The organism is bacterium (genome assembly GCA_035559435.1).
Classification (GTDB): Bacteria; Zixibacteria; MSB-5A5; order WJJR01; family WJJR01; genus JACQFV01.
Genome location: DATMBC010000068.1, coordinates 1 through 14,087 on the forward strand (window position 1 = coordinate 1; position 14,087 = coordinate 14,087).

The following is a 14,087-nucleotide window of genomic DNA, read 5'->3' on the forward strand; positions in this document are numbered from 1 at the left end:
GGACGCGCGCACGTGCGCGGCTGGACCACCTCGCCCAATTTCCCCGCCGTCAACGCCATGGACAACAGCTTCAACGGCGGCGATCGCGATGTCTTTCTGGCCCGCCTCAATCCCGCCGGCTCCGCGTTCGAGTACAGCACCTACCTCGGCGGCGACGACAGCGATTATGGCGTCGGGCTGGCGCTGGATGATTCGGGATTTGTGTATCTGGGCGGGGTAACCCGCTCGCAGGATTTCCCGCTGCAGAACGCCTATGACAACACGATCGACGGGCTGCAAGACCTCTTCGTCATGCGCGTGGACTCCAGCGGCCAGTCGCTGCGGTTCAGCACCTTGCTGGGCGGCTCGGCGGAAGATTTCAACGGCCTGGCGGCGGTGGATCTCTGCGGCCAGGTCTATGTCTCCGGCTACACCTACTCGACCGATTTCCCGACAGCGCAGGCCTTCGACGATTCCCACAACGGCGGCTCCGACCTGGTCGTGGCCGGGCTTTCCGCCGACGGTTCCGCGCTGGTTGCCGCCACCTTTCTGGGCGGCGCGGACTTTGAGTTCAACAACGCCATCCTGCTGCGCGGCGGACGCGTCTACGTCGCCGGCGTGACCAGTTCGTCTGATTTCCCCGTTGCCGCACCCTATGACGGCTCCTTCAATGGCAACAACGACGGCGTCCTCGCGATTCTCTCGGGCATGGGCGTCAACGAGTGCGGCGGCTGCCTGTGCCTCTGCGCCGCCGATCCCGCCTGCGACGGCATCCGCAGCGATGTGCTCGATGTCGTCAAAACGATCAGCGTCGCCTTCCGCGGCGGCGCGGCGGTCATCGATCCCTCGCCCACCTGCCCGCGCGAGAATACCGATGTGAACTGCTCAGGGACCACCGACATCGTGGACGTTGTCAAGATCATCAGCGTCGCCTTCCGCGGCGGTTCGCCGGCCACGGAGTATTGCGATCCCTGCCTGTAGTCCAATGAACGACCAAATGAAACAACGCCCGCGGCCGGACCGGCCGCGGGCGTCGTGTTGTCATGATCCGGCGCGGATTACTTAACGAGGATCATCTTCCTCGTCGCGCTCCATTGCGCGGTTTCCAAACGGTAGAAATAGACGCCGCTGGCGACGGCCGCGCCGTTCTGATCGGCGCCATCCCAGGCGACCGTGATCCGACCGGCCTCGCCGCGACCGGTGTAGTTGCGCGTGACCTGGCCCATCACATTATAGATGGTCAGCGACCAGTCGGACGCCTCCTTCAGCGCGAACGGGATCACCGTGCCGGCGTTGAATGGATTCGGGTAGTTCTGCTCGAGCGCGTAGTCGGCCGGCACCACCCCCTTGTGTGCCGCGGTCGACAAAAGCGCGCCCTGCGCATCCGACAGTTGCACCTCGACCAGCTCGATCGACCCAGAACCGCTCACCAGCGCCGTAAACAGCGTCCGCTGTCCGGAGGCGATCGTGCCCAGGCCTTCCGTCGGCGCCGCCAGCACGCGGATTTCGCCATCCGTGGCATGCGAACGGAAGGCGAGGCCGGAAGCCGCATCGTTCGGCAGGATGGCTCCGAGCGACAGGCCGCGGGCGCGGAAGACAAACAACGCGCCTCCCAGGTCGACGCTCGCATCCGTCGCCACTGTCAGCAGGTCATGGTCAACGCTGAACTGCGCGCGGCCCTCAGCCGCAAAGGGCGACAGTTTGGCGCCCGACTCAGGCGGCTGCGCGTCGCCGGCAACCACACGCAGCAGGTAGCGCAGATCGGCCACCGTCATCCGGATGCCGTCATCGTTGACATCCGAAGCCGCCAGTTGCGCCTCGCGCAGCGTCGTCTCGTTGGCCAGGGCCGCCATTCCATAAATGAGGTAATTGGTCAGCAGGACCACGTCGCCGACCTCGTAGGCCGATCCATTCAGATTCAGATCGCCGGTCATGCGTTGCGGGCGGCGAACATTCAACTGCACACCTTCAAACCGCACCCCGGTGAGCACCGCGCCGGACAACGTCGGCTCGCAGGTCTCGATGTCTGACTCGGCCATGACGAAGGTCATTTCGCCGTCACGGCTGACGACCGTGTTGTCGCGGCACCCGTCCAGGCAGGGCGTCAGAGCGAAGGCCCGATTGGCGTGGGCCGGATCGGCGTTGATGGCCAGCCGGACATTGGCAATGGCCCCCAGCGGCAAGAACGCCGTGACGGGCGGGTGCGATGCCCCGTTGTTCAAGTCCGCAATGCCCGTGAGCCGGATGATCCCGGCGCCGTCCAGCGCCGTCTCCAGCCGATAGCTGAAATGCTCCCAGCCGGCCAGCGCCGCGCCGCGTTCGACACCGAGCACCGTTGCCGCCTCGCCGTCGTAACGCACTGCCAACTCGAATGACGAGATCTCGCTGGCGGCCTCATCGACACGAATCGGAACCGTCAACGTCTGGCCGGACAGCGCATCGATCACGCCGCCGCCGTCGCCGGCCACCAGCGAGAACGGGCAGTCGGGACGCAGCACGGTCACGATGCGCACGCACTGCGCCTCATTGCCGCAGGCGTCGGTGGCCTTGAACGTATAGGTCACCGGAATCGGCATGTTGGTGCAACCGATGCCGCCCAGCCCGCGACGGCTGCACGTCACCGTGATGTCGGCGCTGCAATTGTCCGTCACGGTCACGTCATTGACGTTGCACGGCGGCAGATCGAGGATCCGCTGCACCGTGATGTTGGGCAGGCAGGTGATCGTCGGCGGCGTGTTGTCGACGACATTGATCGTCTGCGTGCACGACGCCGAATTGCCGCATTCGTCGGTGGCGGTGTATGTCCGGATCACTGAACCCGCGCAAGGATCGCCAGTCAGCGGCGACTCGGAGCAGGTCACGGTCACCGGGCCGCCGCAATTGTCGGAAACGCTGACGTCCGCCGGCGAGCACGGCGGAATTTCGGAACCGCATTCGACCGTCGTCGAGGGCGGGCAGACGATCGTGGGCGGTGTGTTGTCGTCCACAATGATCATCTGCGTACAGGACGCGGTGTTCCCGCAGGCATCGGATGCCAGGTAGGTGCGCAGCACAGAGCCGCCGCACGGTTCCCCTTGGAGAGGCGCGTCGCTGCAGGTAACCGTCACCACTCCGCCGCAATTGTCGGTGGCCGAAATGACCGCGGTGCTGCAGGGCGGAATGTCACCGATGCAGGCGACGGTCAGCGTCGCCGGGCAACCGGAGATCACGGGCGGCGTCTCGTCGGCGATCACAATCAGCCGCTCACACACCGCGACGTTGCCGCAGGCGTCGGTGGCCGTGTAGGTCTGCACAATGGTGCCGTCGCAGGCATCGCCGGAGAGCGCCCCGTCGGTGCAGGTCACCGTCACCGGCGCCCCGCAATTGTCCGTGACCGTCACATCCGTCGGAGCGCAGGGCGGCACTTCGCTGAGGCACTGGACCGTCAGTGTGGGCGGACAACTGGTAAAGACCGGCGGCGTGGTGTCGTCGACAGTGACCGTCTGCGTGCAGGAGGCGGTATTTCCCGCCGCGTCGGTGGCGGTATAAGTCCGGGTGATCGTCCCGCCGCAGGGCCCGCCGACCAGCGGTCCCTGGTCGCAGAGGACGGTGACCGGTCCGCAACCGTCGGTCACGGTCGCATCGGCGGGATTACACGGCGGCACGTCTTCCACGCACTCCACCGCGAAATCAGCCGGACAGACGATCGTCGGCGGCTCGTTGTCGGTGAAGGTGATGAGCTGACCGCACGAGGCGGTGTTGCCGCAGTTGTCGGTGGCCGTATAGGTCCGCGTGAAATAGCCGGAGCAGGGGTCGCCGGTGATCGGGCCGTCCGTGCACGTGACCGTCACCGAACCGCAGTTGTCCGCAGCGGTCGCGTCACCGGGATTGCACGGTGGAATCGGACCGCTGATCGTCAACGCCGGCGGACAGGAGATCGTCGGCGGCGTGTTGTCGATCACCGTGTAAGTGCGCACGCACTGCGAGGAGTTGCCGCAGTCGTCGGTCGCGGTGTAGGTGTCGGTGATGATGAGCGGATTACCGACGCAGCCGGCGCCGCCGTTGGATGTGCGCGCGCTCGTCAGCGTCACCGAGGGGTCGCAATTGTCGATCGGGCCGATCCCGCCCAGGCCGGGCGGCGGGACTTCGGCGACGCACTGGTACGTGACATTCCGATTGCAGCCGGCCGAGAACGATGGTCCCTGCGTGTCCACAACCGTGATCGTCTGCACACAGGACACCGGCGCCCCGCTGGAGGGCGTCGCCGTCCAGGTGCGCGTGATCGTCCGCGCCGCCGGGCAGGCGCCCGGCGTCACCGCGTCGCTGTGCGTGAGCGTCACCGGACCGCAATCCGCGTTGGCCGTAAACGAGGCCGTTCCCGTGTTCCACGGCTCGGTGGATTGATTGCATTCGATGGTCTTGTTCGGGGGACAGGTGATCGTCAGAACGCAGGCGTCCGGCTCGGCCAGCGCCGAACCGGCGCCGGCAGCCCAGACAACGAGCGCGACGATAATCCCGAGAAACATCCGTGTGTAGATCCCGTGTCGATCTGTCATCCCACTTCCCTCCTTGCTGAGTCGAATACTGCGTAGCGACGCGATTCGGCATCAGGAAATAACTGACCGATACATCCATGAATTGCGCAGTGAGTCAGGCGTCGGGGCGATCCGTGCCGACCGTGTTTGGGACACCTCCCTGTTTGGCGGGATGCGCCAGCGCACCACGAGCGATCCGTCATGATGCGGACACAACCGGGCTGCGGGTTACCGCACCCGTGTTCCGAACAGAATCTCCGTTTGTTGGCACCCTGAGGCAGGCAAGACGCGCCCTCAGGTTCGGTATGAGTATGGAATTGCTCCTGCCACGTGTGCGTACAGACTTCCAGCGCCTTTAACTTCATCCGCGACAGGCGGTTTAGTCAAGCGCAATTTCCGCCATCAGCGTTCGCCGGCTTACCTCGGGGAGCCCAAAGAGAAGCCCGCGGCCTGATTGGCCGCGGGCTTCCGGACTTACGATGGCTACGACAGCGGACTTACTTGACCAGCGTCATCTTCTTCGTGGCGTGCCAGTTATCAGTCTGCACGCGATAGAAGTAGACGCCGCTGGAGACCGCCGCGCCGTTATGATCGGCGCCATCCCACGTTACCGTGACACGGCCGGCGTCGTTGCGGCCCGTAAAAGTCCGCACCACCTGGCCCATCACGTTGTAGATGGTGACCGTCCACTCCGAGGCATCCTTGAGCGCGAACGGGATGACCGTGCCGGCGTTGAACGGGTTCGGGTAGTTCTGCTCCAACGCGTAGTCGGTCGGCAGAACGCTCTTGTACGCCGTCACCGCCAGCAGCGCGCCGTCGGCGTCGGACATCTGAACCTCGATCAAGTCGGCTGTGCCATCACCCGTCACCGGAACGCTGAACAACTCGCGGTGTCCCGCGCTGACAGACGCCATGCTCTCAAGCGTCGTGGACACCAGCACCCGGCACTCGCCGTTGCCCGAGTTGACGCGGACGTTCATTCCCGCCGCCGCCTCCGACAACGCCGGCGAACCGACGCTCAGGCCTTCGGTGCGGAAGATGAAGAGCGCGCCGCCCAGATCGACCGCGGCGTTCGTCGAGACCGTCAGACGGCCGTCTTCAATCCGGTACTCGGCTTGGGCGTTGGGGGCATACGGCGACAGCTTGGCGCCCGGAATCGGCGCGGCCTCGCCCGCCACCACCCGCAACAGGTACCGCAGATCGGCTACGGTCATCAGCACGCCGTCGGCGTTGACATCCGAAGCCGCCAGCTGCAACTCACGCAGCGACGCATCCTCGGACAGCGCCGAGAACCCGTTGACCAGGTAGTTGGTCAGCACCACAATGTCGCCCACCTCATAGCCCATGCCGTTGAGGTTGATGTCGCCCGTCGTGCTCTGCGGCTTGGCCACATCGAGACGGAGGCCGGCAAACCGGACACCTGTCACCACCGTGCCGGACAGCGACGACGTGCAACCCTCGACATCGGACTCGGCCATGACGATCGTCTTGGCCCCGCTGCGGGTCACCACGGTGTTGTCCGTGCAACCGTTGAGGCAGGGCTCCAGGTTGATCGAGCGGCCGATGTAGCTCGGATCGGCGTTGACACTGAGGCGGATGTTGGCGATCGCGCCCAACGGCATGTAGGCGGACAGCGGCGGATTGACGCCGTTGTTGAGATCCGCCATGCCGATCAGGCGGACGATGCCCGAACCGTCGGATTCGCTGGTCTCCAGACGATAGCTGAAGTACTCCCAGGCCGCCAGCGCCTCGCCGCGGTCCACGCTCTGGACCGTGACCGCGCTCTTGTCATAGCGCAGCGCCAGATCAAACGACGATACCTCGGTGGAGATCTCGTCGACGTTGACCGGCAGCGTCAGCGTCTGGCCGGCAAACGCGTTGACCACGCCGCTGCCGTCACCGGCGCTGACCGCGAACGGACAGTCGGGACGCAGGACCGTGACCACGCGCTGGCAGGTCGCGCTGTTGCCGCACACGTCGGTCGCCGTGTACGTGTAGTACACCAGCGCCGGGACGTCGCTGCAACCCACGCCACCCAGGCTCGAGCGCTCGCAGGTCACCGTGATGGCGCCGCCGCAGTTGTCGGTCACCGTCACATCGCCCTCATCGCACGGCGGCAGGTCAAGCAGACGCTGCACCGAGATGTCGGGCAGGCAGGTGATGACCGGCGCTTGCGTGTCGAGGACCGTGATGACCTGGTCGCAGGACGATGTGTTGCCGAACTGGTCGGTCGCGGTGTAGGTGCGGGTGAGCGTGCCGCCGCACGGATCGCCGGTGAACACGCCATCGGAGCAGGTGATTGTCACCGGGCCGCCGCAGGCGTCGGTCGCCGTCGCGTTGTTCGGATTGCAGGCCGGGATATCGGCTTCACACTCCACCGTGAAATCGGCCGGGCAGACAATCTCCGGACCGGTCAGGTCGCGGGTGAAGCACCACTGGAAGGTGCAGGCATCCGCGTTGCTGCGTCCGAAGTCGTCGACCACCAAGAAGTACACGCAATGCTCGCCGCCGGAGAGGCCCGCATAACCTGGAATCTCCCACGCGGCATTGCTGTACGCCGTGCCCGTCAAGCCGGTCGCGATCGGCTGCCAGGTGCCGGCGCAGCCGTCAATCTGGTAGTAGACCGCATCCAGATCGCAATCATCGGTCGCGGAGATGTCCAGCACCGGCGCCGGCCCATAGCAGGCGCCCGGAGCCGGGCTGTTGACCGTGATGCCCGACGGATCGGCGCAATCGGAGGTCAACGCCACCGACGGGGCCAGCGACGCCGGTATCTGCATCGTGCGGCCGAGATCCTCATACAATCTGCCGTAGGTCATGTCGATCACGGAGTTGATGCAGCTTTCCGAGCCGCTGAACGTGACCGTGAACAGCACCGCCGGGCCGTCCAGCGTCGCGCTGGCGTTCTGCAGCGTGAAATTGTGCTGCCCGCCGCCCGGGGTCGAGTAGGACAACAACCAGCCCGGCTGCGGCGTCGACATGTTCACCAGCGTCAGAGACGGAGGAACCATCAGGATGACATCGGCCAGCGACACGCCTGTGACCGACTCGCCGATTGTGACATCGACGCTGAAGGTGCCTTCGCAATCATAGGCGATGGCATCCGGCGTGAGGTCAAACCCGCAACCGCTGGTCGCGGCATTGTCGACATTGGCGCCGGCGCCGCCGACCGCGTACGGCTGCACGCCGTTCCAATCGCTCCAGCAGTTGGCGTTGTAGTAGTTGCCCGCCGTGTTGTCGTCGGCGTTGGTGGTGTTGTAGCAGATCGAGTTGAACTGCGCGTCCACCGTGCCGTTCCCGTTGTACAGACCCAGCTCGTTGTAGAAGATCTTGTTGTAGGTCAGAGTCGATGTCAACACCGCGTCGTTGTCTTCATACAATTCCATGCCGACGCCGAACTCGGTGATGACGTTGTTGCTGGCGGAGAAGTTGAGCGTGCCTTCGCCACCGTTGGCCACCGACCAACTGTAGGCGCCAATGCCCACTCCGTCGCCGTCACCGTCGAGGACGTTGCCGGTTGCGGACGTCGCGATGGCGTTGACGCCGGCGGCCATGCTGCCCAACGACGAGGCCGCGACGGTCTCTTCGAATGGCTGCGGCTTGCGGCCCTTGATGTCACCGGGGTCGGCGATGATACCCCAGTAGTAGGTCCCGGTGCCGGCCGAAGTGTTGGTCACGGTGTTGTTGTCGATGTTGCCGCCGATGTTCACGAAGTAGATGCCCGTCTGGCACTCGTCGACTTCGTTGCCGACCACCTGCACCGCCTCGTAGCTGACCGGGTAGCCGTAGATGAGGATGCCCGCCGACGACCAGTTCGGGCCCGTGTACGAGCAGCCATAGACGCGATTGTTGTCGACGACGCCCGCCGCGTTCCAGCCGATCTGGATGCCGTTCATGGCGATGAAATTCGCCGGACCGTAGCCATCCACGTCATTGTCGACCACGTTGGCGGTGAGGTAGTCACCGTTCATCACGATGCCGCCCTTTTGGAACCCGATCACGTGGCAACCGCTGACCGACACCGTGCGCGCCGGCGCGGCAAAATTGTAGCCATAGATCGCGTTGCCGCCCTGGATCCCGTCGATCGGCGTGTTGCGGATGTCCTTCACTTCGCAATCGGTCACGCTGCCGCCCGATTCGAAGAACGCAATGCCGACGAAGCGGTTGTTGATGTTGCCCTTCCCCAGGCCGTCCACGGTCAGGTCGGAGATGGCCACATCATCGGAATTGACGATCGCGATTACCGCGCGGTTGTTCGACGGCGTGGTGTAGTTGTACGCCATCGTCGTCGCCGGCGGATTGATGATCGTCACCCCGACGCCCGAACCGATGACATCGAGATCGGCAAACCCGTTGATCACCGTCTGCCCGACATAGGTGCCCGGCATGAGGTAGATCGTGCTGCCGCTCACCATGTTCACCGCTTCCTGGAAGTGGTGATCGGCGCCGGCGACCGGGCTGTCGTCATCGGCCCAGAGCGCCGAGAAGTCACCCTGGAAGCCCATGGTGACGCCGTCGATGTCGTTGCCGTCCAGCCAGGGCGAGTAGTCGACCACGCCGCTGACTTCACCGGCCACCGCGAGCGGATCGGTGCTGCCCCACCAGTTGCCCGATCCATCGGCCACGCTCGACCAATTCGAGCGCATGCCAAAGGTGTTTCCGGCCAGACTGTTTGAGTAGGCCTTCGCGGAGGTGAAGACACCCACGTCGCAGCCGGACTGGCACTGATAAACCTCCACGCCGACTTCAAACCCGGTCACGACGTTCTCGGCCGCGTAGAAGGCCAGGTCATTGGGACCGTAGCCGGCGTCGGCTTCGATCGCGTAGGTGGCGGTGTTGTCCATGCCGCTGAAGGTCAGTTCGTTGCGCAGGACATCGACCGCGACCACCGCCGCGGCGGAGGCCGCCATGCGGTCGCCGGAGGGCGCCGCGCTAAACGGCGTGATCTCGTCCACCGGCGAGGGAACCGCCTTGGGCGGATCGCTGGCGATGATGCCGAAGGCGTACACGCCGATCTTCTCGATCGTGATGTCGTTCTCGGCGATCGTGGCGTTCCCGTCGATGTTGTAGATGCCCATGTGCGCCTGCGAGATCGTGTTACCGACAATCTGCAGGTCGGTGTAGAAGTTCAGAATGCTGGTGGCCACCCACTTCGTGCTCGACAACGTGTTATCGTAGGCGATCGCCGAGACGGTGTTGTTGGTGACGCTGCCGGAGCTGCCCGGCGTGTAGATCTGGATGCCGTTCTGCGCCGTCACCGTCGTCGCGCCGTAGCCCACGATCGTGTTGTCGTGGACATTGGTGGTCAGCGACGTGCCCGCGGCGGCGTTGAGCGCCATCGCGTTCTTCTGGAAGTCGTGGATCGAACAGTTCCCGACTTCGATGCTGCGCGCGACGCCGTCGACGTTGTAGGCGTAGACGCCCACGCCGTGCTGTGTGCCGCTGAACGGGGTATCGCGCACGTCGGTCACTTCGACGTGATCCACCACGCCGCCGGCGTTGCGGAAGCCCACGCCGATGAAGCGGTAGTGCGCGTTGCCGCGGCCATAGCCGTCCACCGTCAGATCGCGGATCGCCATGGACGCAACGTCATGGATATACACGACCGGGTAGTTGTTATAGGGCGCGGAGAAGAAGAACTTGGTCAACGCAACCGGGCAGCGGATGATCGTCGAGCCCATCCCGTCGCCCTGCACCGTGATGTTCTCCTTGATCTCGACCTGCTCCTCGTAGACACCCGAAGCCACGTAGCAGGTGCCGGTCGGCAGCGTGTTGAGCGCGCCGGTGGCGGCGGACTGATACGGATGGCAGGAGTGGCCGTTGCCGCCGGGGGCGGCGGCGATGTCGACGTAGGAGTACGCGCGGCCGCTCTTGCCGCCGACGTACTGCGCCGAGATGTAGGCGTCATCGTTGCCCACCGACAGCGCGAACAGATCCGGATACCAGACCGGATTCACGCTCGCCAGCAGCGCGATGTCCGCGCCCTGGTTGCCCGGGCAGGGCCAGTCGTTGCCGGTAAACGTGATCTGCCCGCCGTCGTTGACCCACCCGCGCGTGCCGTACACGTGGTTGCCGGTCACCGTGCCCACTGTGCCCGGATTGATGTAGGCCGGCTGGCGCAGCGTGTGGATCGTGTTGTTCTGGATCACCAGCCCGCTGAGGCCGCCGGCGACTTCCATCGCCCGGCTGACCAGGCCGTTGACCGACCACGGCGAACCCGGATCGGGACCGAAGAACTCGTTGTTCTCGATCGTCACGTTGTTCGCGTTGATCAGCGCGAGGTTGTGCACGGACAGCAGGTCGGTCTTTTCCACCGTGAAGCCCCGGATCACCGATCCGGCGCCAGTCACGTTGAACGCGTAGCCGACCGCCTTGGAGACCTGCACGATGGTGTTGCCGGCGCCGGCGCCTTCGAGCACCAGGTTCGGCAGGTTGACGTTGATCGTGCTGGCCAGGACATACGTGCCAGCGGCGACGTAGACCGTCGAGCCGCTCACGTTGTTGATGCCATCCTGGATGGTGGCAAAAGCGTTCCAGCCGAAGAACTTTCCGGGCTCGACTTCCACGCCCGGCGCCGTGCCCGCCCAGTCGTCATCGACATAGACCGGATCGGTCTTCGCTTCGAGATCGATCACGTAGCTGTCGCCCGTGGTCAGATTGATCTCGATCGCGTCGATGTAGCCGGCGAACGCGGCCCAGCCGCTGCCCGTCGACCAGTTGAGATACTTGACGGTCTTGGCGCCGTAATCGATCGGATTCGGATCGGCCGAGCCCGCAGTGGGATTGCCGGGCCAGGTGGACCAGTTGATCGCGCCGGCCTGCAGGTCCGCCAGCGTCGGCTGGCCATAGAACCCGAAATTCCCGCCGTTGTTGTTGGCGTCGAAGAATGTGAGCTGGTTGGTCGGCGCATCCGTGGTCCAGGTGTTCCACACGCCCGCGGTCGGCGGCACATACCCGTTGCTCAGGTACGGTTCGGCGTTCAACCGCTTGTTGTACCACGAGGCGTCGTTGTCGCTGCTTTCCAGCGCCGTGTAGATCAACATGTAGAAGTCGACGCCGCTCGGATTGGTGGCGTCGTTGAGCGTGTGGTAGACCACGCTCTGGATCTGGTCGATCGTGAACGACGCGCCGAATTGCGCCGCGGGATCGACGTAGATCTCGGTCTTGCCGCTGGGATATTGCTCATACCACGAACCGGCTCCCAGGTATTGGGCTGCGGTGGACGGCGTGATGAACGAGGCCGCGGCGTAAGGCGCGCCAAAGGTCAGGTTGTACGTCGTCGCCTGTGCCGACGTGCCGGCTGCCGCGACGACCGCCACTGCCACCGCGAGAAACCACCACCACTTCACATTGCGCATATCTCCTCCTCCGCTGACATGCTGGAACCGGACGTACGACAACGCCCGCTTCCGGTGAACGATGAAGTTGTGTCAAACTGTGAATTGCGCGCGTGTAACGGATCAGACCGACATCTACAGCAGAAAAACCGTCAGGAAGGCAACACACTCATAGGCAGACTCCGTAAGCTTGGGGTGCCCGCTCGACCCTGAATACTGATCGTGGGCACCGTCACTCTCTCCCCCGTCGACATCGGGGCAACAACGTCACCTTAGCAGTTGTCATCAACATTCCAACCCTGCCGCGAACCGACACAAAGGCGCCGACGAGCGTCTCTGCTGACGGCAATGTCTACAACTGGCCGTATTAAACCACTCCCCGGCGAGATGTCAAGCCACTATCGCGGCAATCTTCGCAAATATGACAAAAACTATCTCGATGCTTGACGACGAACCATTCCGCTGACCGAGAGAAAACCGGACCTTCACAGGGGGCGTTTAAGCCGAAGTTAGAAATCACCATGGCACAGCGCGGGAAGCAACGACCGATCACGTCGACCTATCCCATCGAAAAAAATAGCGACCGTCGCGCGATTCTGTGGGACATGGCGCCGGCGCTTCCCCCAATATTTTAGTCCCGCCAGGCAACGCGTTGTTACGCAGCCGTCGGCCCGGCCGTGCGCCGGATCAGCAGTCGTAGTACATCTCAAACTCGTACGGCGTCGGCCGGCTGCGGATTTCCTGGACATCCGTCCGCTTCAGATTCATCCAGCTGATCAGCAGATCCTCGGTGAAGACGCCGCCCTGCAATAGGTATGCATGATCATCGATGAGCGCGTTCAGCGCCTTGTTGAGCGACGTGGGCAACTGGTGGATCTGGTGACGCTCCCGTGCGGTCAGTGTCTCGACGTTTTTCTCCAGCGGCGTGCCCGGGTCGATCTTGCGTTTGATCCCGTCCAGTCCCGCCATCAACATCGCCGCGTAGGCCAGGTAGGCGTTCATCGTGCCGTCAGGAGGACGGAACTCGACGCGCATCTTTTTCGGATCGCGCTGATAGCCGGGGATGCGCACGCAGGCGGTGCGGTTGCCGGTGCCGTACGTGCCCGCCACCGGCGCCTCGAAGCCCGGCACCAGCCGCTTGAACGAGTTGGTCGACGGGTTGGTGAAGGCCAAAAGCGAATCGGCGTGCGCCAAAAGACCGCCAACGTAGTGCAGCCCCAGGCGCGAGAGCCGTGACGGCGATTTGGCGTCGTAGAACAGCGATCCCTTCGCGTCAGCCAGATACTGATGCACGTGCAACCCGGAACCCGGCTCGTTGAACAGCGGCTTGGGCATGAACGTCGCCGACTTGTGCAGGCGGAAGCATTGGTTCTTGATGATGTATTTGACCAACAGCGTCTGATCGGCCGCCTTCAGCAGCGGCGAAAACTCGATTTCGATCTCGTGCTGTCCCGCGCCGCCAACCTCGTGGTGATGGTACTTCATACCGATCCCGGCCGCGGCCATCAGCACCGCGATCTCCGAGCGCAGGTTGAAGGTGCGGTCCAGAGGCGGCGCGACATGGTAGCCGCGCTTGTATGGAATCCTGTACGCGAGCGACTCTTCCTCCACGCCGGCGTTCCAGATCGCCTCGTTGGCGTGCAATTCATAGAACGCATGCTCCGGCCGCTGCGAAAAGTCGACCCGGTCAAAGACGTAGAATTCGAACTCCGGCCCCAGGATGGCATCGGCCCCCTTCACCGTCTTGCGCAGATACGCTTCGGCGTCGGAGGCCACCCGCCGGGGATTGCGCGAGTATGGCGTGATCGCCGCGCCCGACTCCATGATGTCGCCGATGAGCGACAGCGTCGGCCGCTCGAAGAACGGATCCATGAATGCCGTGGCGGGATCGGGCAGCAGAATCATGTCGCCGCGCTCGATCGACGCGAATCCCGGCATCGATGACCCATCGACGCCCACGCCCGATTCAAACAGCCCCTTGCCCAACGACGCGATCGGCAGCGTTACATGATGCCAGCTACCGCTCAGATCGCAGAATTTCAAATCGAGGAATTCGGTCCGGTGGCGTTTGGCCAGCTCCTGCAGTGAGGCGAGTGTCATCGGCAAACTCCTGAAATGGCGCTACCCGTTGATCCCGCCGCCGTCACAGCGCCGGGCGCAGACGCGAGGACGGCAGAGCGCCGCGGTGCCCGCCTGCGAGGGGAAAGATAGCAACCGCTCCCGGCGCGGGAGTCACGCCGCAATCGCCAACCGGCAA

The 14,087-nt window shown here is 64.2% G+C and carries 4 protein-coding genes; 1 reads left to right on the plus strand and 3 read right to left on the minus strand.

Annotated elements, in window-relative coordinates; all coding sequences use genetic code 11:
* The coding region (locus VNN55_08065; GenBank protein HWO57506.1) for an SBBP repeat-containing protein at positions 1-960 on the plus strand (960 nt) is incomplete at its 5' end.
* 77 nt (positions 961-1,037) lie between these two features.
* Here the strand turns inward: VNN55_08065 and VNN55_08070 are convergent.
* The 3 genes from VNN55_08070 to glnA form a co-directional block, all read right to left on the minus strand.
* A complete protein-coding gene (locus tag VNN55_08070; GenBank protein HWO57507.1) occupies positions 1,038-4,514 on the minus strand; it encodes an HYR domain-containing protein in 3,477 nt (1,158 codons plus the stop codon).
* 476 nt (positions 4,515-4,990) lie between these two features.
* The gene (locus tag VNN55_08075; protein HWO57508.1) at positions 4,991-11,851 is read right to left on the minus strand and encodes a T9SS type A sorting domain-containing protein; all 6,861 of its coding nucleotides are present in this window, start codon (positions 11,849-11,851) and stop codon (positions 4,991-4,993) included.
* 666 nt (positions 11,852-12,517) lie between these two features.
* Positions 12,518-13,930, minus strand: coding sequence for a type I glutamate--ammonia ligase (gene glnA, locus VNN55_08080; GenBank protein HWO57509.1), 1,413 nt, complete (start codon positions 13,928-13,930; stop codon positions 12,518-12,520).
* Between the last annotated feature and the right edge of the window lie 157 nt (positions 13,931-14,087).

Coding starts and splice junctions, on each gene's coding strand:
- glnA (HWO57509.1), bottom strand. CDS start 13,930: ATGACACTCGCCTCACTGCAGGAGCTGGCCAAACGCCACCGGACCGAA.
- VNN55_08075 (HWO57508.1), bottom strand. CDS start 11,851: ATGCGCAATGTGAAGTGGTGGTGGTTTCTCGCGGTGGCAGTGGCGGTC.
- VNN55_08070 (HWO57507.1), bottom strand. CDS start 4,514: ATGACAGATCGACACGGGATCTACACACGGATGTTTCTCGGGATTATC.